Origin of the sequence: Pseudomonas sp. RA_35y_Pfl2_P32, assembly GCF_963970735.1 — a bacterium.
Taxonomy (GTDB): Bacteria; Pseudomonadota; Gammaproteobacteria; order Pseudomonadales; family Pseudomonadaceae; genus Aquipseudomonas.
This window is the reverse complement of sequence record NZ_CAXAQF010000040.1, coordinates 1-26798: the sequence shown is the minus strand read 5'-3', so window position 1 is coordinate 26798 and position 26798 is coordinate 1. Positions and strand designations below refer to the sequence as shown.

General features: G+C 63.7%; 20 protein-coding genes. 11 read left to right on the top strand and 9 right to left on the bottom strand.

Annotated features, from left to right (window positions below):
- Nucleotides 1–184: 184 nt before the first annotated feature.
- Complete coding sequence (locus AACY45_RS26535) at nucleotides 185–1087, bottom strand: LysR family transcriptional regulator (RefSeq protein ID WP_339548386.1); 903 nt, start codon at nucleotides 1085–1087, stop codon at nucleotides 185–187.
- Nucleotides 1088–1220: 133 nt separating this feature from the next.
- Here AACY45_RS26535 and AACY45_RS26530 point away from each other — a divergent pair, with 133 nt between their 5' ends.
- Both AACY45_RS26530 and AACY45_RS26525 read left to right on the top strand, forming a co-directional pair.
- A complete protein-coding gene (locus tag AACY45_RS26530) occupies nucleotides 1221–2873 on the top strand; it encodes a GMC family oxidoreductase (protein WP_339548385.1) in 1653 nt (550 codons plus the stop codon).
- Between the two features lie 77 nt (nucleotides 2874–2950).
- Nucleotides 2951–4573, top strand: coding sequence for an MFS transporter (locus tag AACY45_RS26525; protein ID WP_339548384.1), 1623 nt, complete (start codon nucleotides 2951–2953; stop codon nucleotides 4571–4573).
- 474 nt (nucleotides 4574–5047) lie between these two features.
- Here AACY45_RS26525 and AACY45_RS26520 read toward each other — a convergent pair whose 3' ends face one another.
- The 3 genes from AACY45_RS26520 to AACY45_RS26510 form a co-directional block, all read right to left on the bottom strand.
- A complete protein-coding gene (locus tag AACY45_RS26520; RefSeq protein WP_339548383.1) occupies nucleotides 5048–7525 on the bottom strand; it encodes a TonB-dependent siderophore receptor in 2478 nt (825 codons plus the stop codon).
- Nucleotides 7526–7631: 106 nt separating this feature from the next.
- Nucleotides 7632–8612 (bottom strand): FecR domain-containing protein, encoded by a 981-nt coding sequence (locus AACY45_RS26515; RefSeq protein WP_339548382.1) that lies wholly within the window; start codon nucleotides 8610–8612, stop codon nucleotides 7632–7634.
- Nucleotides 8609–9130: a sigma-70 family RNA polymerase sigma factor gene (locus AACY45_RS26510; RefSeq protein WP_339548380.1), complete on the bottom strand. Its 522-nt coding sequence runs from the start codon at nucleotides 9128–9130 to the stop codon at nucleotides 8609–8611. The genes AACY45_RS26515 and AACY45_RS26510 overlap by 4 nt, the downstream gene beginning before the upstream one ends.
- 131 nt (nucleotides 9131–9261) lie before the next feature.
- Between AACY45_RS26510 and AACY45_RS26505 the strand changes: the two genes are divergently transcribed.
- The 4 genes from AACY45_RS26505 (at nucleotide 9262) to AACY45_RS26490 (ending at nucleotide 15167) form a co-directional block, all read left to right on the top strand.
- Entirely contained in the window at nucleotides 9262–9480 is a 219-nt protein-coding gene (locus AACY45_RS26505) for a DUF4287 domain-containing protein (RefSeq protein WP_339548379.1), read from the top strand.
- Nucleotides 9481–9825: 345 nt separating this feature from the next.
- On the top strand, nucleotides 9826–10116 hold the full coding sequence (locus AACY45_RS26500; protein WP_339548378.1) for a hypothetical protein: 291 nt from the start codon (nucleotides 9826–9828) through the stop codon (nucleotides 10114–10116).
- Nucleotides 10117–10401: 285 nt separating this feature from the next.
- Entirely contained in the window at nucleotides 10402–13116 is a 2715-nt protein-coding gene (gene mgtA / locus AACY45_RS26495) for a magnesium-translocating P-type ATPase (RefSeq protein ID WP_339548377.1), read from the top strand.
- 107 nt (nucleotides 13117–13223) lie between these two features.
- Entirely contained in the window at nucleotides 13224–15167 is a 1944-nt protein-coding gene (locus AACY45_RS26490) for a DNA topoisomerase III (protein WP_339548387.1), read from the top strand.
- Between the two features lie 341 nt (nucleotides 15168–15508).
- Here AACY45_RS26490 and AACY45_RS26485 read toward each other — a convergent pair whose 3' ends face one another.
- From AACY45_RS26485 to AACY45_RS26470, 4 genes are all read right to left on the bottom strand, one after another.
- Nucleotides 15509–16087 (bottom strand): hypothetical protein, encoded by a 579-nt coding sequence (locus tag AACY45_RS26485; RefSeq protein WP_339548375.1) that lies wholly within the window; start codon nucleotides 16085–16087, stop codon nucleotides 15509–15511.
- A gap of 1 nt (nucleotide 16088) precedes the next feature.
- Entirely contained in the window at nucleotides 16089–18257 is a 2169-nt protein-coding gene (locus tag AACY45_RS26480) for a xanthine dehydrogenase family protein molybdopterin-binding subunit (RefSeq protein ID WP_339548374.1), read from the bottom strand.
- A 2-nt stretch (nucleotides 18258–18259) separates the two neighbouring features.
- Nucleotides 18260–18721 (bottom strand): (2Fe-2S)-binding protein, encoded by a 462-nt coding sequence (locus AACY45_RS26475; RefSeq protein WP_339548373.1) that lies wholly within the window; start codon nucleotides 18719–18721, stop codon nucleotides 18260–18262.
- Nucleotides 18722–18894: 173 nt separating this feature from the next.
- The gene (locus tag AACY45_RS26470) at nucleotides 18895–20049 is read right to left on the bottom strand and encodes an NnrS family protein (protein WP_339548371.1); all 1155 of its coding nucleotides are present in this window, start codon (nucleotides 20047–20049) and stop codon (nucleotides 18895–18897) included.
- A gap of 358 nt (nucleotides 20050–20407) precedes the next feature.
- Between AACY45_RS26470 and AACY45_RS26465 the strand changes: the two genes are divergently transcribed.
- From AACY45_RS26465 to AACY45_RS26450, 4 genes are all read left to right on the top strand, one after another.
- Complete coding sequence (locus AACY45_RS26465) at nucleotides 20408–20932, top strand: sigma-70 family RNA polymerase sigma factor (protein ID WP_339548370.1); 525 nt, start codon at nucleotides 20408–20410, stop codon at nucleotides 20930–20932.
- Nucleotides 20933–20938: 6 nt separating this feature from the next.
- Nucleotides 20939–21925, top strand: a complete 987-nt coding sequence (locus AACY45_RS26460; protein ID WP_339548368.1) for a FecR domain-containing protein — start codon at nucleotides 20939–20941, stop codon at nucleotides 21923–21925.
- A 112-nt stretch (nucleotides 21926–22037) separates the two neighbouring features.
- Nucleotides 22038–24515 carry a TonB-dependent siderophore receptor gene (locus AACY45_RS26455; protein ID WP_339548366.1) on the top strand — a complete coding sequence of 826 codons (2478 nt, stop codon included), beginning with the start codon at nucleotides 22038–22040 and terminating at the stop codon, nucleotides 24513–24515.
- 137 nt (nucleotides 24516–24652) lie between these two features.
- Complete coding sequence (locus AACY45_RS26450; RefSeq protein WP_339548364.1) at nucleotides 24653–25486, top strand: AraC family transcriptional regulator; 834 nt, start codon at nucleotides 24653–24655, stop codon at nucleotides 25484–25486.
- 3 nt (nucleotides 25487–25489) lie between these two features.
- Here AACY45_RS26450 and AACY45_RS26445 read toward each other — a convergent pair whose 3' ends face one another.
- Nucleotides 25490–26077 carry a LysE family translocator gene (locus tag AACY45_RS26445; protein ID WP_339548363.1) on the bottom strand — a complete coding sequence of 196 codons (588 nt, stop codon included), beginning with the start codon at nucleotides 26075–26077 and terminating at the stop codon, nucleotides 25490–25492.
- 175 nt (nucleotides 26078–26252) lie between these two features.
- Here AACY45_RS26445 and AACY45_RS26440 point away from each other — a divergent pair, with 175 nt between their 5' ends.
- Nucleotides 26253–26537, top strand: a complete 285-nt coding sequence (locus AACY45_RS26440; protein WP_339548362.1) for a hypothetical protein — start codon at nucleotides 26253–26255, stop codon at nucleotides 26535–26537.
- Nucleotides 26538–26798 lie beyond the last annotated feature (261 nt).

The window sequence follows — 26798 nt, the reverse complement described above, 5'->3', positions numbered from 1 at the left end:
GCCCTAGCGAGGGGCCGTACGTCAGGGGCAAAGCGTTTTGCTTCCTTTTGGGCGTTTGCAAAAGGGAGTCGCCGTAAGGGCGAAACCATAAGTAGCCGTTACCGCAGCAACGGATACACCCACAAAAGCCAAGATCAAAAGACCGCAGCCTTCGGCCGCTCGCACAATCCGCGAGCAAGCAACATCATGCACGAGTGGGTTCCGGGCCCAGCAACAGGGCCTGCTCGCGCTCACACAGCTGCACCACAAAATCCCACAACACCCGCAGCCGCACGGACTTGTGCAACTCGCGGCGGGTGCTGATCCAGTAGCTGCGCTGGATGCTTTCGGCCGGCAGCAGCGGCACCAGGCCCGGGTCGCCGCTGGCCATGTAGCACGGTAACACGGCGATCCCCAGACCGGCGCGCGCGGCCTGTTGCTGGGCGATCACGCTGGTACTGTGGAACACCACCTGGGGGCTGCGGCAGAAGCTGTTGAGGAACATCAGTTCCTGGCTGAACAACAGGTCGTCGACATAGCCGATCCAGGCGTGGCGGCCCAGGTCTTCGCGGCTGCGCAGGGGCGGCGCGCGGTCCAGGTAGTCCTGGCTGGCATACAGCGCCAGGCGGTAATCGGTGAGTTTGCGGGTGACCAGCATGTCCGCCGCCGGCCGCTCCAGGTGAATGCTGATCTCGGCTTCGCGGTTGAGGATGCTGACGAACCGCGGCACGGCCACCAGTTCCACCTCAAGCCCCGGGTAGCGGTCAAACAGGCCCTTCATACGGCTGGCGAGGAACATGATACCCAGCCCTTCCGTGACCCCCAGGCGGATTTTGCCCAAGGGCGCGCTGGACTGGGTGATTTCTTCCTGGGCCAGCAAGGCGACATTTTCCATGGCCTCGGCATGTTTAAGCAGCGCTTCGCCAGCCGGGGTCAACTGGTAACCCTGCGCCTGCTGGACAAACAACGCGGTGCCCAGGCTTTGTTCGATTGCCTCGATATGCCGGGCCACCGTGGCATGGGTGGTTTTCAAGCGCTTGGCGGCGGTCAGCAAGCGACCGCTGCGTTGCAGTTCGAGAAAAAACCGCAGGTCATTCCAGTCGAACATCGGTCTTCCTTGTTTAACGTGGGCTTGAAGCTGTTTATAACCGCACAGCGGCTGAGCAAAAACTAACATTCTTTTATCGAAAACTAACAACTAGGATGAAGCGCAATAAGAACAACACGCTGCGAGGTCATGGATGTCACCAGTCGTTGATGCATACGATTACATCGTGGTCGGCGCCGGGCCCGCCGGTTGCCTGTTGGCCAATCGGCTGAGCGCCAACCCCCAACATCGGGTGCTGCTGCTCGAAGCCGGCGGGCGCGACAACTATCCCTGGATCCACATCCCCGTCGGCTACCTGTTCTGCATCGGCAATCCGCGCACCGACTGGTGCTACAAGACCCAGGCCCAAGCCGGCCTGCAGGGCCGCAGCCTGAGCTACCCACGGGGCAAAGTGCTGGGCGGCAGTTCGTCGATCAACGGCATGATCTACATGCGCGGCCAGGCCGGCGACTATGATCGCTGGGCCAGCGAAGGCAATCCCGGCTGGAGCTGGAACGAGGTTCTGCCGCTGTTTCGCCAGAGCGAAAACCATTTTGCCGGTGCCGACGACTTTCATGGCGCCAGTGGCGAGTGGCGGGTTGAACGCCAGCGCTTGTCATGGCCGATTCTCGACGCCTTTCGCGACGCCGCCGAACAAACCGGCATCGCCAGCATCGACGACTTCAACCAGGGTGACAACGAAGGCTGTGGTTATTTCCAGGTCAACCAGAAGGCCGGCGTGCGCTGGAACGCCGCCAAGGCATTTCTCAAGCCCATTGCCCAGCGGCCTAACCTGACGGTGCTGACGGGGGTCGATGTCGACCGCGTGCTCCTGGAAAACGGCCGGGCCTGCAAGGTCATCGCACGCTGGCAAGGCCAGGCCAGCACCTTCACCGCGCGCCGGGAAATCATCCTCAGCGCCGGCGCCGTCGGCTCGCCCAGCATCCTCCAGCGCTCCGGCATCGGCCCTGCCGGCCTGCTCAAGCGCCTGGGCATCAACCTGGTCCATGAACTCAATGGCGTGGGTGGCAACCTGCAGGATCACCTGCAACTGCGCTTGATCTACAAGCTGGAAAATGCCCGTACCCTGAACCAGATTGCTGGCAGCCTGTGGGGCAAGATGGGCATGGGCCTGCGTTATCTGTACGACCGCAGCGGCCCGCTGTCGATGGCCCCCAGCCAACTCGGCGCCTTTGCCCGCTCAGGGCCCGAACAGACCTCGGCCAACCTTGAGTACCACGTCCAACCGTTGTCGCTGGAGCGTTTCGGTGAGCCGCTGCACGCGTTCCCGGCGTTCACCGCCTCGGTGTGTGACCTGCGCCCACAAAGCCGTGGCCGGATCGAGATCAGTTCGGCCGACCCACAGCAGGCGCCGCTGATCCAGCCCAACTACCTGAGCCACCCCGAAGATCTGCGCGTGGCGGCCGCGGCCATTCGCCTGACCCGGCGTATCGTCAGTGCCCCAGCCCTGCAACCGTTCAAGCCGGTGGAGTATCTGCCAGGCGCCGAATTGCGCACCGAGGAGCAGTTGCACGAGGCCGCCGCGCGGATCGGCACCACCATCTTCCACCCGGTGGGCACCTGCCGCATGGGCCAGGATGCCGACGCGGTTGTCGACGCCCAACTGCAGGTGCACGGCATTCCCGGCCTGCGCATCGCCGACGCCTCGATCATGCCCCACATCACTTCGGGCAATACCTGCTCACCCACGCTGATGATCGCCGAGAAGGCGGCGCAGTTGATTCTCGCCTCACCGACAAGGAGCAACGCCATACCCACAGAACGAGCAACCGTACCGCACCTGTAGGACAGCAGACGCACCAGCCCGCAAGGCCGGTGCCGACAGTGGAACAACAATAAATAAACACTGTGAGGGATACCCGTATGTCAGACCAGGCAACTGCCGTGGCAGGAACGCTCAGCACCGGCACCAGCAAGGAAACACAGAAAGTCATCTTCGCCTCGTCCCTGGGGACGGTTTTCGAATGGTATGACTTCTTTCTCTATGGCGCCCTCGCGGCGGTCATCAGCAAGCAGTTTTTCGCTGGGGTCAACGACACCACCGCGTTCATCTTCGCCTTGATGGCGTTCGCCGCCGGGTTCATCGTGCGGCCGTTCGGCGCGCTGGTGTTCGGCCGGTTGGGGGACATGATCGGGCGCAAATACACCTTCCTCGCCACCATAATCCTGATGGGCGTGGCGACCTTCTGCGTCGGCCTGCTGCCGACCTATGCCAGCATCGGTATCGCCGCACCGATCATCCTGGTGGTCCTGCGCATGCTCCAGGGCCTGGCCCTGGGCGGTGAATACGGCGGGGCCGCGACCTACGTCGCCGAGCACGCGCCCATGGGCAAACGTGGATTCCACACCAGCTGGATTCAATCCACCGCGACCCTCGGCCTGCTCCTGTCGCTGTTGGTGGTGCTGGGGTGCCGCTACTTCACCGGCGACCAGTTCGAAGTCTGGGGCTGGCGCATTCCGTTCCTGCTGTCGATCGTGCTGCTGGGCATCTCCACCTGGATCCGCCTGAGCCTGCATGAATCCCCGGCCTTCCTGAAAATGAAAGAAGAAGGCAAGTCCTGCAAGGCGCCGATCCGCGAGTCCTTCGGCAACTGGGAAAACCTCAAGGTGGTGTTGATTGCGCTGTTCAGCATCAACGCCGGGCAAGCGGTGACGTTCTACGCCGCGCAGTTCTATGTGCTGTTCTTCCTCACCCAGTTCCTCAAGATGGACCCGGCCCTGGCCAATACCCTGCTGATTGTCAGCGTGGTGATCGGCGCGCCGTTCTTCATTTTCTTCGGCTGGCTGTCGGACCGGGTCGGACGCAAACCGATCCTGATGCTCGGCCTGCTGCTGGCGACGGTGCTGTACTTCCCGATCTTCAAGACCCTGGCCCATTACGCCAACCCGGCCATCGACCGCGCCAGCCAACAGGCGCCGATTACTGTGCTGGCCGATCCCGCCACCTGCACCTTCCAGTTCGACCCGGTCGGCAAGGCCCGTTTCGACAGCCCATGCGACAAAGTCAAGACCTTCCTGGTCAAGCAGGGCCTGCCCTACAGCAGCGTCGCGGCACCGGCCGGCAGTGGTGTGCAAGTGAGCATTGGCGAGGTGAAAATCGACGGTTACGACGAAGCCGCCCTGCGCGGTGCCGTGACCTTGGCCGGTTATCCGCAGACCGCCGATACCCAGCAGGTCAACAAACCGATGATCGTCGCCCTGATCGTGGCACTGATCATCATTTCGGCGATGTGCTACGGACCACTGGCGGCCTTGATGGTGGAGCTGTTCCCCACCCGCATCCGCTACACCTCGATGTCCCTGCCCTACCACATCGGCAACGGCTGGTTCGGCGGCTTCCTGCCCACGGTATCGTTTGCCCTGGTGGTGTACACCGGCGATATCTTCTACGGCCTGTGGTACCCCGTGCTGATCACCGGCGTGAGCCTGGTGGTGGGCATGTTGTGCCTGCGGGAAACCAAGGACGTGGACCTGGAGAAGAACTGACCCCGCAGGGCTCGCTCCTACAGGTCCTGTGTGCACCAGGACCTGTGGGAGATTCTATGGTTGGGGGCATATCCGTTGCTGCGGTAACGGCGGCTTGGGGTTCCGCCCTGGCGGCGGGTCACTTTGAAGAGCCCCAAGTAACCAAGGGCTCTTGCCCCTGACGTACGGCCCCTCGCTTAGGCTCGGGGTTCCTTCGCTACGGTATCCATCCGGGGGCATCGCCTCCGGTTTGCTTCGCTGCACCTCCTCTCGATGTATGCGGCTTCGCCGCACGGCGCTACGCGCCTCCCCCCAGATGGACACCTTCGCTCAGCCTGCCGATGGGGCGGGTGGATCAAGAGCAAGAGCACGGCGACCTGCCGGTCGGCCTGAGTGGTAAAGGCGTGCGAGGCGGCCTATCGGCCGGCCTGCTTTTTCCTGGGGTACGAATCTTCCCTGTGGGAGCGGCTCGCGCCCACAGGCTTTATGTCAGCTTCAGAAGTCGGCTTTTACCGACACCATGAAGTTCCGCGGCTCGCCGTAGTAGTTGCCGAAGGTCTCGGTGCCGATGGTGCTGTAGTAGCGCTTGTCGAACAGGTTGTTGCCATTGAGCGCCAGCGACCAGGTGTCATCGATGCGGTAGCCGACCCGGCTGTTCCACACGGCATACCCACCCTGGCTGATCTTTTCCCCACTCAAGGGTGACACGCGGAAGTTGTCGCTTTGCGCGTTGACCCCGGCCCCCAGGGTGAATCGCTCCAGCGCACCGTCCAGGGCATAGTCGCCCCACATACGCAGCACATGGCGTGGCACATAGCTGTTGAACGCTGCACCGTTGAGGCTGGTGTCGATGTCGTCCAGGGTCTTGGTCTGGGTGTAGGTGTAGCCGGCGAGCAGTTGCAGGCGCTCGATCAACTCACCGCTGACCTCCGCTTCAAAGCCCTGGGCACGGACCTTGCCGGCGTTGACGTAGCAATAACCGTCCGAGGATGGGCAGGACGAGTTGTAGTCGGTCTGGGCCTGGTCTTTCTGGATCGTGCGGAACAGGTTGAACGAGCTGTTGAGGCGCCCGCCGTACCACTCGCCCTTGATCCCCAATTCATAACTCTGGCCTACCAGCGGCTTGAGCGCCGCACCGCTTTCGGAGCGCAGGTTGCCCTGGGGGGTGAAGATTTCCGAATAGCTGGTGTAGGCCGTGAGGTTGTCATTGAGGTCCAGCAGCAGCCCGGTAAACGGGGTGACCTGCCCGGTTTCCTTGGTCTTGGCCGTCTCTGAAGTACCCGAGTTGATGAACAGCGAATCGGTTTGAGCGTCGTACCAACTGACCCGCCCACCGAGAACAAAGGTCAAGGGATCGGCCAGTTTCAGGCGGGCCGTGGAGTAGACCCCGTACTGCTTGGTGACGCTGTCCACCGGGCCGCCACGGGTCGAGTTGGCGATGAAGTAACTGTCATCGGGTTTGGGCAGATGCTTGTCGGGATTGAACACGTCCTGGGTCTGCGGCAGAAATGCCACCGAGTAGAAGTCGTTCTTGTTCGAACGACTGCCATTGAGGCCGACGATCAGTTCGTGCTCGCGGCCCAGCGCCTCGAATTTGCCGTCCAGGTAGGCGTCCAGGCCATAGTCGACCTGATCGTAGTCGTACATGCTGCCCAGCATGCGCACGTTGCTGTTGCCTGGGGTGACGGCGCCGGACGGGAACGCGTATTTGATGTCCTGGGTGTTTTTGCTGTAGACCCCGGCCACTTTCAACGCCCAGTTGTCATTCAACTGGTGCGTCAGGTCACCGAAGGTGGTGGTGCGCTGGCTGCGCCAGGTATTCCAGGACGGGTCCAGGCAGGTCGAGCGGCTGAGCTTGAGGTCGCTGCCATCGCGGTAGCGCGGCATGCCACCCCAGCACGGGTTGGCGTCGACGTCTTCGTAGGCAATGCCCAGGCCCAGGGTGGTGTCGGGCGACAGGTCGTAATCCAGCGCACCGTAGTAGACCTGGTCCTTGCGACTGGCGTCGTCATAGAAGTAATGCCTGCTCTGCTCGGCGATCACCGCGCGGCCACGCAGGGTCCCGGACGCATTCAGCGGGCCACCGGTGTCGACCTGGCCGCGGTAATTGTCCCAGGTTCCGCCGGACAGGCTCAGTTGGGTCTGCGGGGTGCTTTGCCCGCGCTTGCGCACGAAGTTGACGCCGCCGGCCGTGCCTCCCGAGCCTTTCATCATGCCGGCCGCCCCGCGCAGTACCTCGACCCGATCGTAGTAAGCCATGTCACTGCTGAAACTGTCGGCCTGGACATAGGAGTTGCCCATGTCCAGCGGCACACCGTCGTACTGATACTGCCCGGACATGCGAAAACCCCGGGAGTAGAAATACTTGCCGCCCATGGTCGAGTCATAGACGGTGATGCCCGGGGTCTTTTCCATGACCTGGTCGATGGTGTTGAGGTTCTGGTCGTCGAGCATCTTGCGGGTGATCACGGTCACCGATTGCGGGGTTTCCCTCAGCGAGTGGGCCCCCTTGGTGATGGTCACCGCTCCGGTGGTGTACGAACTGCTGCCTTCGGTGGTCGCGCCGAGTTCCTGGGCGTTGATGTTGGTGGCCGCCAACTCCAGGGCCGAACCTGCGGGCGGACGGGCGCGCAGCACATAACTGCCATTGGCCTGGGGTTCGGCTTGCAAAGCACTGTTGGCGAGAATCCGCGCGAAGCCTTCGCTGACGCTATAGGCCCCCTGCAAACCAGGCGATTGTTGGCCGGCGGTCTGCCGCGCGTCGAACGAGATGGCCGCGCCCGCCGCACTGGCGAATCGACTCAGCACCTCGGTCAGGCTGCCAGCCGCGATATCGTAGGATTGCACCGCGTGCTGCGCCGGCGTCGCGGCCTGGACAGTCGCCACACCCGCGCCGCTGGCGGCCAGCGCCAACAGGCCAATTCTCACCGCACCCGCCAACCGACCCGCACCCGGCTTGTACACAAAAGACATGCTTACCCTCCCCCAGAACCGTCCAAATGAAATCACTGAGGGATGAGCCGAACGACGTCGATAAAAAGTGCACATGAGAATCAATTAATTTTTCAGGCGTAGGGTTTCAGGCTGCCGCAGGCCCGGAAACATTGACCCAATAGCGGCTGTAGTGCTGGATCTTCAAGCCAAAGCCACTGTGCAACGCAGCCAGTGCCCGGTCGGTGTCATCCACCGGGAAAGCGCCGGAGATCTTCATCCGCGCAATCTGTGGGTCGCAGCGCAGTACCCCGGGACGATAGCGCGACAGGTCGGCGAGCAACTCGCCCAGCGGCCGGTCGATGGCGATGATGCTGCCCTGCTGCCAGGCGCCGACCGTGGCATCGTTCTGGCGAATCGCGCCCAGGGCCTGGGAGGTGAAATCCAGACGTTGCCCGGCGTCGAGACGAAGCGCTGGCCCGCTCTGCGCCAGGCTCACCTGCACGGCGTTTTCCAGCACCGCGACCTCACCGCCAGCGACCTGGGAGCGCACGATGAAGCGGCTGCCCAGGGCCAGTACCTGAGCGTGACGGGTGCTGACCCGCAGCGGCCGCTTCAGCGGATCGAGGGCACTGCTGACCCGCATTTCCCCCCACAGCAATTCCAGCACCCGCTGCGCGCCGTCGAAGCGCACATTGACCGAGGTGTCGGTGTTGAGCAGCAATGAACTGCCGTCTGCCAGACGCACCTCACGCCGCTCGCCCACGGCAGTGCGGTAATCGGCCAACAGGTGCTGGGTGGTCTCGCTGCGCCAGCCCAACCACCCGAGGGATCCGGCCGACGCCAGCACCACCACGCTGCGCAATACTTGGCGACGCGAGCGCTGGACCCCGTGCAACGTCGGCACCACCCAACTGCCCGGCACCCGGTCCATCTGCTGGCGCACTGACTCGATGCGTTGCCAGGCCTGGCGGTGCAATTCATCGGCTGCCTGCCAGGCCTGCCAGTCCTGCCGGTCCTGCCGGTCCTGGTCGCTGGCCTGACCGGACTGCAGCCGCGCGTACCACTGCGCAGCCGCACTCAGCGCCTGCAGTTGAGGACCGGACAAGCTGGACTTGAGGTGACTCATGACAGCTGCAACTGCAGTTGCACCAGGCAGCAATGCTCTATGGCCTTGGCCATGTGGTTATTCACCGTGCGTGTGCAAATGCCCAGGCGCTCAGCGATGCGCGGATACGTCAGGCCTTCGAACTGCGACAGGATGAACACCTGCTTGACCTGCTTGCCCAGGCCTTCGAGCATGCGGTCGATGTCCAGCAGCGCCTGCAGCATGATCGCCTGTTCTTCGAGCGACGGTTGCTCAGACTCCGGGGCGCTGGCCAGGACCTCAAGGTAAGACTGTTCCAGGGAACGCCGGCGAAACAGATCAATCAACAGGCCCTTGGCAACCTGCGACAGGTACGGCCGCGGCTCACGAATCTCTAGCGCATTACGTGCCTTGAGCACCCGCACGAAGGTGTCCTGCGTCAGGTCGGCCGCATCACAAGCACTGCCCAGGCGCCGGCGCAGCCAGCCTTGCAGCCAGCCGTGATGCTCGTGGTACAGGTCGTGGACGGCGCTGCGCAGGGAAAGATCGTTGGCGGGCATGACGGCGCAGATTCGTGATTGATAATGTTTCGCATTATCATGTGGCGCGGGTGGGCTTGGCAATAGGCAGTTACCATTCATCTGGTCTAGGCTGGAAGCCACCGCTACGTGCATCCAGGAGCTGCCACGTCATGTCTTTCCAAGCCTATCTGGACAACATCCAGGCCAAGACCGGCAAATCACCGGCCGACCTCAAGCAATTGGCCAACGACAAAGGGTTCGCCGAAGACGGCACATTGAAAGCCGGGATCAAGGCCGGCCAGATCATCGAATGGTTGAAAGCCGACTTCGACCTGGGTCATGGCCACTCCATGGCCATCTATGCATTGCTCAAAGGTAAAGCGTCATGAGCCTTAACTGTCATAGTGCTGTCACCTATCAACGACCGTTAAACGTTAACTTACACCGATAACGACTGCTTCCTGTCTAAATGCCAAACAACCGCTCATTCAAGATTGACTGCAAACACTCGCCTGAGTAGATTGCCGCGGGTCGGTTAACCCGGCCATTTTTCAACTCACAAAAGAACTCAATGGACACAGTATCTAGACGCAGCCCGACCGATGCATACATGCCAGGTCGGGCCACTTACCCAGTCATGAACGGGACTCGACCTCGGTCGGGCATGCTGCGCTAGAGCCTGAGGCTCCAACGTAACCTGCCTCGCCGGCGTCAGTCCGGTTGCGAGGCATGTCATGAACTTCATCTGCACCTTCATTCCAGGGGCTCGTCCCCTCGCCAAAGCGGCGCGCGCCCTGCTGCGCCGCCCGCTGGCAGCCCGCCCACGCCCACTGTTCAACGCCCCGCCTGCCCGCCAGCGACCGCGCCCGCTGGGGCATTGGCACGTGTGCCCGGCGAGCGGCCAACTGGAGCAACGCTGGAGCCTCGACGACAGCCAGGAACCTGCGAGTCGGGGCTTCGCACACCTGATGCAACTGGCTGTCTTGCTGCTCGGCCAACTTCTCGGGACGCGCACTTTCAGTTGATCTGAACGTTATCCAGGCACTCTTGATTGGCGTTGTCCTTATTCGGGAATTCGGCAACTTTCCATTGCCCGTTAAAACATTCAAAGAGCGAGAACACACATGGAAGACGCCAGTAGGCGGTTCGCTGTATGCCGGTGTTCCAGTGGTGTACAGCGGACATTAAAACAGCCCAACAACACCTCCCAGAATCGATCGCTGCCGGGCGACTCGACCCACTTTCGCTCGCCTTTGATTAGTTGAGTGGTTGCTGTGTCGTGCCGCCAGCCAGCGGCAGGAGCACTCAGCATGACCACGGTAAAAACCGCAAAAAAAGCCCTCAAGGGCAACCCACGCGACGCCGACAAACTGTCGATGCGCGCCGCCCGTGAGGCGCAGAATGGCCTGGCGGTGACCCTCGCCAACCTCAAGACCAGCAGCGCTGGCCTGACCGAACTCGACGCCGAAGGCCGCCTGCTGCGCGACGGCAGCAACGAGGTGGCCCACGACCAGCCGCCCCACGCCCTGGTACAAGTGCTGAAGGCCTTCAACAATCCCTTCATCTATGTGCTGCTGACCCTCACGGTCATCAGCTTCATCACCGACTTCTGGATCCCCCTGCGCGACGGCGAAGACACCGACCTGACCGGCGTCATCATCGTCCTGGTGATGGTCCTGGCCAGCGGCCTGATGCGCTTCTGGCAGGAGTACCGCTCGGGCAAATCCGCCGAAGCCCTCAAGAGCATGGTGCGCACCACCGCCAGCGTACTGCGCCGCGACCAGCCGGGCAGCACGCCGACCCTGCGTGAAGTGCCAATGCGTGAGCTGGTGGCAGGCGACATCGTGCAGCTGTCGGCCGGCGACATGATCCCGGCGGACATTCGCCTGCTCGAATCCCGGGACCTGTTCATCAGCCAGGCGGTGCTGACCGGTGAAGCCTTGCCGGTGGAGAAATACGACACCCTGGGCGATGTCGCGCAGAAATCGGCGGCGAGCGTGGCCAGCGAGCAGAACAACCTGCTGGACCTGTCCAACATCTGCTTCATGGGCACCAACGTGGTCAGCGGCACAGCGCGCGCCGTGGTGGTCGCCACGGGCCCACGCACCTACTTTGGCTCGCTGGCCAAGGCCATCGTCGGCTCGCGCACGCAAACCGCCTTCGACCGGGGCGTCAACAGTGTCAGTTGGCTGCTGATTCGCTTCATGCTGGTGATGGTGCCGGTGGTGTTGCTGATCAACGGCTTCACCAAGGGCGACTGGAGCGAAGCCTTCATGTTTGCCCTGGCCGTGGCGGTCGGCCTGACCCCGGAAATGCTGCCGATGATCGTCAGTGCCAACCTGGCCAAGGGCGCGGTGGCGATGGCCAAGCGCAAAGTGGTGGTCAAGCGCCTCAACGCGATCCAGAACTTCGGTTCGATGGACGTGCTGTGCACCGACAAGACCGGGACCCTGACCCAGGACAAAATCATCCTCGAACATCACCTCGACAGCGCCGGCCAGCGCGACGACGCGGTGCTGGAATTGGCCTGGCTCAACAGCCACCACCAAAGCGGCATGAAAAACCTGATGGACCAGGCGGTGGTGCAATTCGCCCGGCAGCATCCACGTTTCAAGCAACCCGTGGCCTACCGCAAGATCGATGAACTGCCGTTCGATTTCATTCGCCGGCGCCTGTCGATCATCGTCCAGGACAACCGCGCCGATCACCTGCTGGTGTGCAAGGGTGCGGTCGAGGAAATGCTCGGCATCAGCAGCTACCTGCATGAGGACGGCGCGGTCGTGCCCCTCGATGACCCGCGACGCGAAGCCTTGCTGCGCCTGGCCAACCAATACAACGAAGATGGCTTCCGGGTGCTGGTGCTGGCGACCCGGCACATCCCCAAGGCCCAGAGCAAAGCCCAGTACGCCACCGGCGACGAACGCAACCTGGTGATTCGCGGCTTCCTGACCTTCCTCGATCCGCCCAAGGAAACCGCCGGCCCGGCGATTGCTGCACTGCGGGACATGGGCGTGACCATCAAGGTGCTGACCGGCGACAACCCCGTGGTGACCTGCAAGATCTGCCGTGAGGTCGGCCTTGAACCCGGCACCCCGCTGCTCGGCCAGGACATCGAGCCGATGGACGATTCGACCCTGCAACAACAGGTCGAGACGCGCACGGTGTTTGCCAAGCTGACACCGCTGCAGAAATCCCGGGTGCTCAAGGCGCTGCAAGCCAACGGCCACACCGTCGGTTTCCTCGGCGACGGGATCAACGACGCCCCGGCCCTGCGCGATGCCGACGTGGGCATCTCGGTGGACAGCGGCACCGACATTGCCAAGGAGTCAGCGGACATCATCCTCCTGGAAAAAAGCCTGATGGTGCTCGAGGAAGGCGTGCTCAAGGGCCGCGAGACCTTCGGTAATATCATGAAGTACCTGAACATGACCGCCAGCTCCAACTTCGGCAACGTCTTCTCGGTACTGGTGGCCAGTGCGTTCATTCCCTTCCTGCCGATGCTGGCGATCCACCTGCTGCTGCAGAACCTGATGTACGACATCTCCCAACTGGCCCTGCCGTGGGACAAGATGGACAAGGAATACCTGAGCAAACCGCGCAAATGGGATGCGCAGAACATTGGGCGATTCATGCTGTGGATCGGGCCGACCTCGTCGATCTTCGACATCACCACCTTCGCCCTGATGTGGTACGTGTTCGCCGCCAACAGCGTGGAAATGCAGAGTCTGTTCCAGTCCGGCTGGTTCATCGAAGGGCTGCTGTCCCAGACCCTGGTGGTGCACATGCTGCGCACCCGCAAGATCCCATTCTTCCAGAGCACCGCGGCGCTGCCGGTGATCCTGATGACCGGGTTGGTCATGGTGCTGGGCATCTACATTCCGTTCTCGCCACTGGGCAACCTGGTGGGCCTGACCCCACTGCCGTGGTCCTACTTCCCGTGGTTGGTGGGCACCCTGCTCAGCTACTGCGTGGTCGCCCAAGTGATGAAGACCCTCTACATCCGGCGCTTCAAGCAATGGTTCTGAGGGGCTGAGGCAAGCCGATTTGCTGTACATCCATACAGATAAAGATTGATCCAGGCCGCAGCACCGCGCATGCTGTGCAGCTTGTTACCTGAAGACTGATGGTCGATATGCGTCTGTATCTGTGTGAAAAACCTTCCCAGGCCAAAGACATTGCCGCGGTGCTCGGCGCCAGCCGGCGTGGCGATGGCTGCTGGCTGGGGGCGGGGATCACCGTCACCTGGTGCATCGGCCACCTGCTGGAAACCGCGCCACCGGATGCCTACGACGCCCGCTATAAACGCTGGGTGCTGGCAGACCTGCCGATCATTCCCGAGAAGTGGAAAATGCTGGTCAAACCCAAGACCGCCAGCCAGTTCAAGGCGGTCAAGCGGCTGCTGGGCGAGGCCCAGGAACTGGTGATCGCCACCGACGCCGACCGTGAGGGGGAAATGATTGCCCGCGAACTGGTGGAGCACTGTCGCTATCGAGGGCCGATCCAGCGGCTGTGGTTGTCGGCGCTCGACGATGCCTCGATCCGCAAGGCCCTGGCGGCCCTCAAGCCGGGAGCGGAGACCTTCAGCCTGTATCACTCGGCACTGGGCCGCTCACGGGCCGACTGGTTGATTGGCATGAACATGAGCCGGCTGTTCACCCTGCTCGGGCGCCAGTCCGGTTACCAGGGCGTACTGCCGGTGGGCCGGGTGCAAACCCCGACCCTGCGCCTGGTGGTGGACCGCGACCGCAGCATCGCCGACTTCGTACCGGTGCCCTATTGGGCGATCGACGTGCAGTTGCTGCACGAGGGTACGCCGTTTACCGCCCAATGGCGGGCGCCGTCGGACCTGTGCGATGAGCAGGACCGTTGCCTCAATCAAGCCCTCGCTCAGCAAGCGGCGCACGCCATGCGCACTGCCGCCAGTGCGCGCCTGGTCACACTGCGCACCGAGCGGGTGCGGGAGGTCGCGCCACTGCCCTTCGACCTCGGCACCCTGCAGGAAATCTGCTCGAAAAAGCTCGGTTTGGGGGCCCAGGAAACCCTCGACGTGGCCCAGGCGCTGTACGAAACCCATAAAGTCATCACCTACCCGCGCAGTGATTGCGGCTACCTGCCCGTGAGCCAGCATGGCGAAGCACCGGCGATTCTGCAGGCCCTGGGCCGCGCGGACCCAAGCCTGGGGCCGTTGCTCCAGCATCTGGAGCCGCAACGCCGCTCCCGGGCCTGGAACGATGCCAAGGTCAGCGCCCACCACGGCATCATCCCCACCGCCGCCGCCCACACCTTCGAGCGCTTGAGCGGCAAGCACCGGGCGGTCTACACCTTGATTCGCGCGCGCTACCTGGCGCAGTTCCTGCCCAACCATGAGTACGACCGCACCCAGGCCGACTTCGACTGTGCCGGCCAGGCACTGCGCGCGGTGGGTAAGCAGGTGGTGGAGCCGGGCTGGAAACGCGCCATGCCCGAGGCCCTGGCAGCCGCCAAGGGACGCGAAACCGCCGCCCCGCAAAACCTGCCGCCCCTGACCCAGGGCAGCGACTATCCGGTGGCCGACGTCAACCTCAAGGACCTGTGGACCCAGCCACCCAAGCCGTTTACCGAGGGTGACCTGATCAAGGCCATGAAAAACGTGGCCAAGCTGGTGCAGGACCCGCTGCTCAAGCAAAAGCTCAAGGACACCACCGGCATCGGCACCGAAGCCACCCGCGCGGGAATCATCCAGGGGCTGCTGGACCGCGGTTACCTGGTCAAGCACGGCAAGGCGCTGGCTGCCACACCGGCGGCCTTCAGCCTGATCGACGCCGTCCCCCGGGCCATCGCCGACCCCGGCACCACGGCCATCTGGGAACAAGCCCTGGACATGGTGCAGAGCGGTGAAATGAGCCTGGAAGAATTTGTCGCCAAGCAGGCCGCCTGGATGAGCAAGCAAGTGGGCCGCTGCACCGGCCTGCGCCTGACCATCAGCGGCCCGGCAAGCCCGGCCGGCAAAGGCGCGACACCCTGGAAAGGCAAACGCAAGAGCCCCTCGCGCAAGGCCGCCCCGGCCGGCAAACGCAAGGCCAAGCCCAAGGCCTGAGGCAACTGCCGAACGTGTAGGCGTAAGCCTGCTCGCGATAGCGGTGGGTCAGGCACCGGCGATGTTGGCTGTACCGGCCCCATCGCGGGCAAGCCCGCTCCCACAAGGGAAATCCGGACACCCGTACAAACAGGCCGGCCGGTAGGCCGCCTCGCGTGCCCTTACCACTCTGGGTACTTTTGTGTCGTTTGACAAAAGTGCCTCGCCGTAAGGGCGAAACCTTAGGCAGCCGTGACCGCAGCAACGGATATGCCCACAAAGCCAAGATCAAAAGATCGCAGCCTTCGGCAGCTCCCACAGGCTTTTCGGGCGTTCGCAGATCTCACCTACTCAACTGCCCTCTAACTCCCCACCACCGGACACGGCCCACCCGCCTCGGCCCACACTTTGAACTGGCTGACGAACACATCGTGGGGCACCGGCACCGGGGCTCGGTTGCCGCCGGGGTTCCAGCCCCAGAGCACCAGCTTGTCGTCGCTGACATGCTTGATCAACGCGGCAAAGTCGCGGTCGCCGTTGCTCGAACGCTCCTTAATCATCTGGCACAACTGATCGGCCGGCAGCCCGATCCAGGCCATTTTGTGTGCCGCCGGCGGCAGGCTCCAGTGAGGGGCGCCCGGTGGCGCGTGGGGACCATAGCTGGCCGGTGGATTGGACTCGCCATGACAGGAGGCACAGGGCAATCCAGCAGCCCCCTTGCCCTCCACCCCACGCACCACACTCATGCCGTGGGTCAGCCCGGCATCGAACTGCAAAGGCGCATCGCCGGGGATATGGCAGTTCTGGCAGCGCGGGCTCTGGAACACCTTCTGCACCGTGCCGAATGCACTCAGCGCCGGCGATTCGTCGGCGAACAGGTCCGAGGTGTAGCCGCCCACCCCGAGCAACAGCAGCGTGGTCAAAAACAGGTGGCGTCTCATCTCACACCCCCTCCAACTGCAACGGCAACTCACGCAGGCGTTGCCCGGTCAGGGCATACACCGCATTGGCCACCGCCGGTGCAGTGGGCGGCACGCCAGCCTCGCCGATACCGCCTGGCTTCTCGGTGCTGGGCAGGATGTGCACCTGCACCTCAGGCATTTCATTGAGCCGCAGCACCTGATAGTCGTGGTAGTTGGACTGCACCACCTGGCCGTCCTTGAAGGTCACTTTGCTGTGCAAGGTGAAACCCAGGCCAAAAGTGATGCACGACTCCATCTGCGCGACAATGCTGGCCGGGTTCACCGCAATCCCGCAATCGACGGCACAGACCACCCGGTGCACGCGGATTTTCAGGTTGTCCTGGGACACTTCGCTGACTTGCGCGACATAACTGCCAAAGGACTCGTGCACCGCCACCCCCAAGGCATGCCCCGCCGGCAAAGGTGCCTGCCAGTTGGCCTTTTCCACGGCCAGGTTGAGCACCCCGAGGTGCCGTGGATGGTCCTTGAGCAAGGTCCGCCGGTAGTCCACCGGGTCCTTGCCCGCCGCCGCGGCCAGTTCGTCGATCAAGGACTCCATGACAAACGCGGTGTGGGTGTGCCCCACTGAACGCAGCCACAACACGCTGATGCCGGTCTTGGGTGAGTGCAGGTCGACCCGGTGATTGGCCAGGCCGACCAGGTAGGGACTGTCCGCCACCCCTTCGACCGAGGTCTTGTCGATACCCTCCTTGACCATGCTCGCCTCCAGCATGGTCCCGGCCATGATCGACTGGCCCACCAGCACATGCTGCCAGGCCAAGGGCAAGCCATCCGGCCCCAGGCCGATCCGCGCGTGATGCAGGAAGGCCGAGCGGTAGTAGCCGCCACGGATGTCGTCTTCGCGCGACCAGACGGTCTTCACTGGCGCACCGGCGACGTGGGCCACCTGCACCGCCTCACTGACAAAATCCGAGGTCGGGTTGGCCCGCCGACCGAAGCCGCCACCGAGGAATTGGGTATGAATCACCACCTGCTCCGGCTTGAGCCCGGTGATCTTCGCCGCGACCATCTGGTCCAGGGTCTGGAACTGGGTGCCGGTCCAGATCTCGCATTGCGCGTGGGTAATGCGCACCGTGCAGTTGAGCGGCTCCATCGGGGCATGCGCCAGGTACGGCACGCTGTACTCGACATCCAGGGTTTTCGTCGCCTTGGCCAACGCGGCGCTGACATCCCCGGCCTGGCTGGCCGGTGTGCCCGCGGTGGTGGCCAGCTTGCGGAAGTCCTGCAGCAGGGTGACGCTGTCCAGGCCAGCATTGGGGCCCAGGTCCCAGTCGATTTTCAGCGCATCGCGCCCCAGCTTGGCGGCCCAATAATGATCGGCCACCACCGCCACGCCCGTGGGCACCTGCAGCACCTTGTGCACCCCGGGCACCGCCAGCGCGGCCTGGGCGTCGAAGGAGCGCACGCTACCGCCCAGTACCGGCGCACGGGCGACCATGGCGGTGAGCAGCCCCTCGAACTGCACATCCATGCCGAACTTCGCCTGGCCGGTGATTTTCTCCGGGGAGTCCAGGCGCTTGGTCGACTTGCCGATCAGGGTCCAGTCCTTGGCGTCCTTGAGCTTGATCGATGCCGGATCCGGCGCCGGCAGTTGCCCGGCCTCATTGGCCAGTTCGCCATAGGTGGCCCGCTGCTCGCCGGCCATCACCACCCCTGCTTCGGTGCGCACCTGGGAGGGTGCGACGTTGAAGCGCTTGGCAGCGGCCTCGATCAACATCAGGCGCGCCGCGGCTCCGGCCTGGCGATAGCGGTCGAACTCCATCCAGGTCGAGGTCGAGCCCCCGGTGATCTGCATGCCGCCAAAGGCCGGCAGGCCGTACAACGCAGCCGACGCCGGGGCGTGTTCGACGCGAATCTTGCTCCAGTCCGCGTCCAGTTCCTCGGCGATCAACATGGTCAGGCCGGTCCAGATGCCCTGGCCCATTTCCGCGTGCCCCAACAGGATGGTGACGCTGCTGTCAGGGGCGATGCGCAGAAAAGCGTTGGGCGCAAAACCCGGCTCGGCGGCCGTGGCAGCGCGGGCAAATCGGTTGGCCCCGGGTATGACAAACGCCACCACCAGGCCGGCGCCCAATATGGCGCTGCCTTTGAGAAAGGACCGGCGCGAGCGATCAGAGAGAACACTCATGCTCAGACCTCCCCGATTTGTGCAGCGCGTTTGATCGCCGCCCGGATGCGCGGGTAGGTGCCACAGCGGCAGATATTGCCGGACAACGCCTGATCGATATCGCTGTCAGTCGGCGCGGGGATTTTCGCCAGCAGGGCCACCGCCGACATGATCTGCCCGGACTGACAGTAACCGCACTGCACCACGTCGATCTCGGCCCAGGCTCGCTGCACCGGGTGCGAGCCATCGCTGGACAGGCCTTCGATGGTGACAATCTTCTGCCCCTTGGCCACCGCCGCAGCCGGGGTGATGCACGAGCGCAAGGGCGCACCGTCGACATGCACGGTGCAGGCCCCGCATTGCGCCATGCCGCAGCCGAATTTGGTCCCGGTCAGGTGCGCGACATCGCGCAACACCCACAACAGCGGCATGTCGCCGGGCACTTCCAGGGGTTGATCGTTGCCATTGATATTGAGCGTCAGCACGGCAATCTCCTCAGGGACGGTCAGGACTCACGGTGTCCTGGGCCCGCGTCGCTGTGGTATCGAGTGCCTACGCGCGCGGGTGGGTGGTTGTCCCTTGAGCTAAGCGCAAATCCCCCCAAAATTGGCGTGGTGCGACCACCGGTCAGGCATCGGTCTGGATGGGCGCGACCGCCCTACAGCCTGGGCCCGCTCAAAATCCGTGTGTACGCCAGCAAAAACAGGGCAAACGCCAGGCACCAGCACAGCGCTGAAATCCCCAGGCCATGGCTGCTCAACGGCACCAGCAACACCCGGGACAAACCGGCCAACAGCACCAGGGCGAATCCCAGCACCACCCCTTTGGGCGCCTGCAGCGGGCGTCCGGTGTGCCCCAGACTGACCCGGGCAATCATCGCCAGCACCAGGCCGCCGATTCCGCCCACCGCCAACGCGTGGGTGGCCAGGCTCTGTTGCGCCAGCCCCCCCAGTTGCCACAGCGCCATGCCCAGCGCGGCCACCGGCAGCCAGGCATAGGCCAGGTACAGCGACCAGAGCAGCGGCACGCGCCAGATACCCCGGTCATGCCAGCGCCACAGGCGCGCCAGGTGCAGGCCACTGATCAACAGGTACAGCGCCGCCAGCCAGGGTCGTGGCAGGTCGTTGACCCCGGTGCCGATCAGCAACGCCGCCAGCAGGCTGGCGACCAGCAACACCCGGGTCGGCAGCGGGCTGGCCGGTGTGCCAGGCGCGCGCTGCAGGCCGCGTTGAATAAAGGACGGAATCACCCGCCCGCCGATGACACTCATCAACCCCGCCACCAGCCACAGCGCCGCCAGTACGCCCCGGCGCTGCCAGGCCAGATCCTCGTGGGCCATGCCCCACAGCGTCAACCACTGGCAGCCGGCAAGCAGGCCGATCATCAACAGGATCGGGTAGTTCTCGCGCTTGCGCGCGGCAATCAGGTCGCGTCCGAGCAGCAGCGCCAGAAACGGCAGGAACGGCAGTTGCAGCACCAGCAAGGCACTCGTGCCGATCGGCATCAGCCACGCCAGGCGTGCCAGCAGCCACACCAGCACCAGGCCCAGCAGCGGCCAGCCGCACACCCCGCGGCGGCCGGTCCAGTTAGGCACTGCCGTCAGCAGGAACCCGGCAATGATCGCCGTGGCAAAACCGAAGGGCATTTCATGGCGATGCCAGGCCAGCATGCCGCCCAGGGGGTGGGCCGCGGGCAAGCGCCCGTACAACCACACGCCCCAGATCCCCAGGGCGACACAGGCAAACCCGGCGCCAGCGAGGAAAAACGGGCGAAAGCCCAGGCTCCACAGGGGAACATCCTTGATCGAAGGCATGTCAGGCCACCCCGTCCGTCAGCCATTGCATGGTGTCCAACACAGTCTCTACTCCCTTGCCCGCCAGTTATAGCTGATAGCTATCAATTGCCGTGCCAACCCCCTGCGCCCGATAAACCGTGGTCTTGTGAGGCTGAGAGTCATATCGACTGCAAACCATGGCAGTCAGAATGACCACATAAAGAGTCATACTGACTCCTTCAGCAAGCGACCTGGGCATGATTGCCCTTAACAGGGGGCGTTCAATACCTAAAAGCAAACCAATATCATTTGCGCCCTGACACACCTTTTGTTTTAATCGCGACCAATTCCCATTTGCACCCCTGGTGTCCTCACGCCGTATGGAAATGCACTCTTTATGATGGTCGTCGAAACCTCACTCGTGCAGAACCTCTACACCAGCCACCATCGCTGGTTGTACGAACTGCTGCGCCGTCGCCTGAGCAACGCCTTCGATGCCGCGGACCTGGCCCACGACACCTTCATCCGGGTGCTCAAGCGCCCGCAGGAGTTCCAGGGCGAAGTCCATGAGCGCTCCTACCTGGCAACCATCGCCCGCGGCCTGTGCATTGATCACTGGCGCCGCCGACAGCTGGAACAGGCCTGGCTGCAGGCCCTGAGCGAGCGCCCCCAGGCCGTGCAGCCCTCCCCCGAGCAACGGGCGATCATCGTCGAGACCCTGCACGAAGTGGACGCCATGTTGCAGCGCCTGCCGCAGCGGGTCAGCGACGCGTTCATCCTCGCGCAACTGCATGGCATGCCCTACAAGGCGATCGGCCTGCAGATCGGCGTGTCCGAGCGCATGGTCAAGAAGTACCTGGCCCAGGCCCTGATGCACTGCGCCATTCTCGAGGCCGAACTCGACGGCCTGCTGGTCGAGTAACCGCCCTTGCCCACCAGCGCCTTGAACAAACTCAGTCACGCCAGCCTGCAACAGGCGGCCCATTGGTACGTGCAACTCAACGATCAACAGGTCGGCGAACAGGAGCGCCTGCGCTGGCAGGCCTGGCTGGCCCAGAGCGGCGAACATCAGGATGCCTGGCGGTATGTGCAGCGGGTCGGTGAGCGATTTGCCCCGCTGCAGGGCGACACCGACTGCCAGGCGGCGAGCAAGGCCTTGCGCGGTACCGGACGCACCAGCGTCACGCGGCGCCAGACCCTCAAGTCGTTGTTGATCCTGACCTCCGGCAGCCTGCTGGGCTTCAGCGCCTGGCGCCAGACCTCGCTGCCCGCCACCCTGGAGCGCTGGAGCGCCGACCTCTCCACCGGCACCGGGGAAGTGCGCGAAAGCCAGCTCCGCGATGGCAGCCGGGTCTGGCTCAACGCCTTGAGCGCGCTGGATGTCCGCTTTGACAGCCACCAGCGGCTGGTCAACCTGCGGCTCGGCGAAATCCTGATCGACACCGCCAAGGACGCCCTCAGACCCTTCCGGGTGCACACCGAGCAGGGCCTGCTACAGGCCTTGGGCACGCGCTTCAGTGTGCGCCAGGACCAGGATCGAACCTTGCTCAGCGTGTTCGAAGGCGCGGTACAGGTGCGCTTGGCCAACGCCCAGGTGCAGGTGGTGCCCGCCGGCCGACAACTGGCCTTCACGCAAGACCGCTTCGAGCCCCAACACGCGGTCTCCCCCGCGCGCGAAGCCTGGCGCCGTGGCGTGCTGCTGGCGGACAACCTGCCCCTGGGCCAGTTGCTCGAGGAACTGGGCCGCTACCGTCATGGCCATCTGGCCTGCGACCCGGCCGTGGCGCAGATGCCGGTGATGGGTTCCTTCCCGCTCAAGGACACCGACCAGGCCCTGCGCCTGCTCGCCGCCGCGCTACCGATCACGCTGGAAAAACCCATGCCGTGGTGGGTCAACGTCGGCGCCAGAAGCTAAATCACAACATATTGAGAATAATTTTGATTCGCGGTTCCCTTCTGGGTTTTTCGTTCGGATAACCCTGCACAAGCACTTCAATTGCCGATCGACTCGATCCAAAGGGACCCCCATGCCGCACCACGTCGCTGCCCGTTTTCGATTTGCCTTGCGCCCCCTGGCGCTGGCCCTGCCGGCCGCTCTGCTGAGCCTTGCCCCGGCAGTCGCGCATGCCGCTGAAACCGCCGCCAGCGAACAGTCCAGCGCCAAGCGCCAATACAACATCGCCGCCGGCTCGCTGGTGGCGGCGCTGAACGCCTACGCCGGGCAAAGTGGGGTGTTCCTCGCCGGGCACAACGACCTGGCCAACGGCAAGCGCAGCCCGGGGCTCAACGGCAGCTTCACCTCGGCTCAAGCCCTGCAGCGCTTGCTGCAAGGCAGCGGCCTGCAGGCCCAGGCCCTGGACAACGGCGGCTACATCCTGCAAGCGGCCCCCAAGGGTGACGGCACCCTGGAACTGGGCGCCACCACCATTTCCGGCCAGGGCCTGGGCGCGACCACCGAAGACACCCACTCCTACACCACCGGCTCGACCGCGTCCGCCACCGGCCTGCCGCTGTCACTGCGCGAAACCCCGCAATCGGTGACCGTGATCACCCGCCAGCAAATGGACGATCGTGGCGCGCAGAGCGTCGGTGATGTGTTGCGCAATACCCCAGGCATCAGCCAACAGGCCTACGACAGTGACCGCATGGAGTTTTCCGCCCGCGGCTTTGCCATCACCAACTACCAGTACGACGGCATCAACCGTCCCTATGACGGCGTCTACGGTGAAGCGGCGACCAACGTCGACGCCGCCACCCTGGACCGCATCGAAGTGGTCAAGGGCGCAACCGGCCTGATGACCGGTTCTGGTGATCCATCCGCCACCGTCAACCTGGTCCGCAAAAAACCGACCAAGGAATTCAAGGCCTCGGTCAGCGGCACGGCCGGCTCCTGGGACGCCTACCGCACCGAAGGCGACATCTCCGGCCCGCTCAATGACAGCGGCAGCGTGCGCGGGCGTTTTGTTGGCGCCTATCAGGACAAGCACTCCTACCTGGACCACTACAGTCAGAAAAAGGACCTGTTCTACGGCATCCTTGAAGCCGACCTGACCCCCGACACCCTGCTGACGTTCGGTATCGACAAGTCCAGCGTGACCCCGCGCGGCACCTCCTGGACCGGTAACCCGACCTACTTCGCCGACGGTGGCCGCACCGACTTCCCGCGGCATTTCAACCCGGGTGCCGACTGGAGCCGTCGCGACTTCGACGACATCACCTACTTCACCTCCCTGGAACAGGCCCTGGCCAACGACTGGACGTTCAAGGTCAGCCTCGACCAGAAGACCACCGACCACGACACCCGCCTGGCCTCGGCCAGCGGCGGCAGCCCGGACCGCGCCACCGGCGAAGGCATGTTCCTGTACTGGGGTCGCTGGGAAGGCCACCGCGTCCAGAACACCGCCGACGTCAATGTCTCCGGGCCGTTTACCCTGGGCGGGCGTGAACACGACCTGGTGGCCGGCGTGATGACGTCGCACTCGCGCCAGACCGGCTCGACCTTCGACACCAGCGCCTTCAGCCAGGTACCAGGCAGCATCTATGACTGGGACGGCGACCTGCCGTACCAGGAGTTCCCGAAAAACGGCAAGTACGAGCGCACCCAAAGCCAGAACGGCATGTACCTGGCCACCCGCCTGCGTCCCACCGATGACCTGTCGTTCATCCTCGGCAGCCGCGTGAGCACCTACAAGTACAACGAAGACTATTCCTACTACCCGGGCGCCGGTGACGATACCCACGCCAGCTACAAGGAACACGGGGTCGTGACGCCGTACGCCGGCGTGGTCTACGACCTCAACGACACCTACTCGGTCTACGCCAGCTACACCTCGATCTACCAGCCACAGACCTTCAAGGACATCAACGGCAAGACCCTGGCTCCAGTGGAAGGCGACAGCTACGAAACCGGTATCAAAGGCACCTACCTGGACGGCACGCTCAACGCCAGCCTGGCCCTGTTCCGCATCGAACAGGACAACGTCGCCGAGTCGATCGGCACCAACGAGGTCACCAACGAAGGCATCTACAAGGCCATCGACGGCGCGACCACCCAGGGCATCGAGCTGGAACTGGCCGGTGAATTGCGAGACGGCTGGAACCTGATGGCCGGCTACACCTATGCCCGTACCCGTGACCAGGATGAACAACGGATCTTTGGTTATCCGCTGACCACCTCCAAGCCGGAGCACGTGTTCCGCACGTTCACCACCTACCGCCTGCCGGGCGCGCTGGACAAGGTCACCGTCGGCGGCGGCGTCAGCTGGCAGAGCGGGTTCTACGGCAATATCTACAGCGCAAGCGTGGGCGACTACACCCGGATCAAGCAAGGCGGCTACTCGCTGGTCGACCTGATGACCCGCTACCAGTTCAACGAGCACCTGAGCTTCACCGCCAACGCCAACAACGTCTTCGACAAGCAGTACCTGACGGGCCTGGGCAACTTCGACACCACCTACTACGGCGAGCCACGCAACCTGATGCTCACCACCAAGTGGGACTTCTAAACCCGTGACACCCGCACGCTGCCCACTCCCCGGGCAGCGTGCGGCCTGCTGACAGGCATCATCCCCACACAACTACGAGCCTTTGCCGCCGCTAGCCATTACACTGGCCCACTGGACTCGCAAAGGGACGTTGACCGATGAAGCACGCCATCGCCAAAGATGCCGACAAAGCCCCGCGCTTCTGGCGTGATGCGGCCCTGCCCTTCATCGAAGCCCGCTCCATCGCCGATGGTCGCGACGTCTGCTACGCCCGCCACTCCCACGAACACTTTTCGATCGGCGCGATCACCGCCGGACGCAGCACCTATGTGCATGAACAGTCATTCTGGCAAGTAGCGACCGGCACCGTGGTACTGATGAACCCTGACGACGTGCATGCCTGCAACCCCATCGACGATCAGCCCTGGTCGTACCGCATGCTGTATGTCGACACGCCGTGGCTGACCGACTTGCAACATCAGTTGGGCTTTGCTGCCGAGCTGGATTTTCGCCGGTTCGCATGCACCCATACCGCCGACCGCGCGTTGTTCGACGGCCTCAACCAGCTGTATGAACTGTTGCTCGATGACCAGGCCTGCACCCTGCAAAAGCACAGCGGCGCGGTGGGATTTTTTACCGAGGTGCAGATCCGTCTCAACCCGGCCCAGGTGCTGCTCGACGAACCCAACGGCAAGCTCGAGCGAGCCGCCGACTTCATCCGCGAACACTGCACCCAGGCGCTCAAGCTCGAAGACATCTGCGCGGCCGCCGAGCTTTCGGCCTCGTACCTGATCCGCGCGTTCAAGCAGCAGTACGGCATGACGCCCCATGCGTACCTGGTCAACCGCCGCATCCAGTTCGCCCGCCAGCAGTTGCGCCAGGGCAGACTGATCGCCGACGTGGCGCTGGACGCCGGGTTTGCCGACCAGGCGCATTTTCAACGGGTGTTCAAACAGCACCTGGCCGCGACACCCGGGCAGTATCGCGGCTGACCCTCAGGGCAACAGCAGGTAGCCGGCACTCACCACCAGCAACAACGCCATCACCCGGTTGAACAGGCGCAGGCCTGCGGCGTTGCTCAGGTACTGGCGCAGGAACGTCCCGGCATAGGCCCAGCAGGCCACCGACAGGTAGCACACCACCAGGTACACCGCGGCAAACTGCCAGACCAGCCGCGTCTCGCCGTCCGCGACAAACGCCCCCATCCCCGCGACACAGGCCAGCCACGCCTTGGGGTTGAGCCATTGCATCAAGGCGCCGTAGAACAGGCTCGGCGCCTGCCCGCCTTCGGCGTCGCCCAGGCGCCCGTCATCGGTGGCAAGCTTCCAGGCCATGAACAACAGGAATGCCACCCCGGCCAGTTGCACCACCCGGGTCAGCCCCGGCCAGAGCTTGAGCAGCTCATGCAGCCCCAGCCCCATCAACACCAGCAACAGCACAAACCCCAAGGTCGCCCCCAGCACATGCCGCTGGCTGGCACGAAAGCCATACTGTGCCCCCGAACTCAAGGCCACGATATTGACCGGCCCCGGGGTGATAGACGCGACCAGCGCAAACGCGGCCATGGACATGATCAGACTCATTGCACCTTTCTCCAGCAACTGGGGAACATCCCTGGGTGCAAGGTAAAAGCCTGGCCAACGCCTGTATTGAAGAAAAACACCCCAAGGCCCAACCCCCCAATCGTCAAGCGAACCCCGACAGCCCGGCGCGGTCATTAATAGTATGGGGATCTTGAAACACAAAGGAGGGCCACCCATGGTGACTCACTACAAGACTGCCGGACACCTGGCCTGCGGTCATCACGGCAAGAACCTGGTTTCCACCACTGAGTTTGCCCGGGTCAAATGCCGCAGCTGCCGCAACACCGACGCATTCAAGGACGCCCGCAAGGACGCGCGCAACGCCGCCCGCCGCGCCGCCCGCAAGGCCAAGGTGGCCCATGCCTCGCTCGACTGGCGCGCCGCCTGGCTGCAACGCCTGAGTGACCTGCCCGGCCGGCAACGCCTGCCACGGGGCTTTAGCGGCCAGCCGTTCGTCTAAAGTGCCGCGTCATCGTTGACGACCCTCGCGAGCAAGCCGCAAGCGGGCACTCGCTCCTACAGTCAATCTGGTTGCCCGCACATTTTGCGTACGGCCTCCACACCTGTGGGAGCGCCGCCCGGCCCGTTCCCACGTCTATGGTTACCCCCTTTTCTGCAATACTGTTTCTGATGTCGTGTTTGGCTTGCTTTCATCTATTCGGCGTCTGAGTGGGGGAGCTACCCCGCGCCTCGATGAGAATCGATGCCCAACGATCCTGAT

Bases quoted from the DNA above. Each gene is read 5' to 3' on its own strand.
- AACY45_RS26535 (WP_339548386.1), bottom strand. From the start codon at position 1,087: ATGTTCGACTGGAATGACCTGCGGTTTTTTCTCGAACTGCAACGCAGC.
- AACY45_RS26530 (WP_339548385.1), top strand. From the start codon at position 1,221: ATGTCACCAGTCGTTGATGCATACGATTACATCGTGGTCGGCGCCGGG.
- AACY45_RS26525 (WP_339548384.1), top strand. From the start codon at position 2,951: ATGTCAGACCAGGCAACTGCCGTGGCAGGAACGCTCAGCACCGGCACC.
- AACY45_RS26520 (WP_339548383.1), bottom strand. From the start codon at position 7,525: ATGTCTTTTGTGTACAAGCCGGGTGCGGGTCGGTTGGCGGGTGCGGTG.
- AACY45_RS26515 (WP_339548382.1), bottom strand. From the start codon at position 8,612: ATGAGTCACCTCAAGTCCAGCTTGTCCGGTCCTCAACTGCAGGCGCTG.
- AACY45_RS26510 (WP_339548380.1), bottom strand. From the start codon at position 9,130: ATGCCCGCCAACGATCTTTCCCTGCGCAGCGCCGTCCACGACCTGTAC.
- AACY45_RS26505 (WP_339548379.1), top strand. From the start codon at position 9,262: ATGTCTTTCCAAGCCTATCTGGACAACATCCAGGCCAAGACCGGCAAA.
- AACY45_RS26500 (WP_339548378.1), top strand. From the start codon at position 9,826: ATGAACTTCATCTGCACCTTCATTCCAGGGGCTCGTCCCCTCGCCAAA.
- mgtA (WP_339548377.1), top strand. From the start codon at position 10,402: ATGACCACGGTAAAAACCGCAAAAAAAGCCCTCAAGGGCAACCCACGC.
- AACY45_RS26490 (WP_339548387.1), top strand. From the start codon at position 13,224: ATGCGTCTGTATCTGTGTGAAAAACCTTCCCAGGCCAAAGACATTGCC.
- AACY45_RS26485 (WP_339548375.1), bottom strand. From the start codon at position 16,087: ATGAGACGCCACCTGTTTTTGACCACGCTGCTGTTGCTCGGGGTGGGC.
- AACY45_RS26480 (WP_339548374.1), bottom strand. From the start codon at position 18,257: ATGAGTGTTCTCTCTGATCGCTCGCGCCGGTCCTTTCTCAAAGGCAGC.
- AACY45_RS26470 (WP_339548371.1), bottom strand. From the start codon at position 20,049: ATGCCTTCGATCAAGGATGTTCCCCTGTGGAGCCTGGGCTTTCGCCCG.
- AACY45_RS26465 (WP_339548370.1), top strand. From the start codon at position 20,408: ATGATGGTCGTCGAAACCTCACTCGTGCAGAACCTCTACACCAGCCAC.
- AACY45_RS26455 (WP_339548366.1), top strand. From the start codon at position 22,038: ATGCCGCACCACGTCGCTGCCCGTTTTCGATTTGCCTTGCGCCCCCTG.
- AACY45_RS26450 (WP_339548364.1), top strand. From the start codon at position 24,653: ATGAAGCACGCCATCGCCAAAGATGCCGACAAAGCCCCGCGCTTCTGG.
- AACY45_RS26445 (WP_339548363.1), bottom strand. From the start codon at position 26,077: ATGAGTCTGATCATGTCCATGGCCGCGTTTGCGCTGGTCGCGTCTATC.
- AACY45_RS26440 (WP_339548362.1), top strand. From the start codon at position 26,253: ATGGTGACTCACTACAAGACTGCCGGACACCTGGCCTGCGGTCATCAC.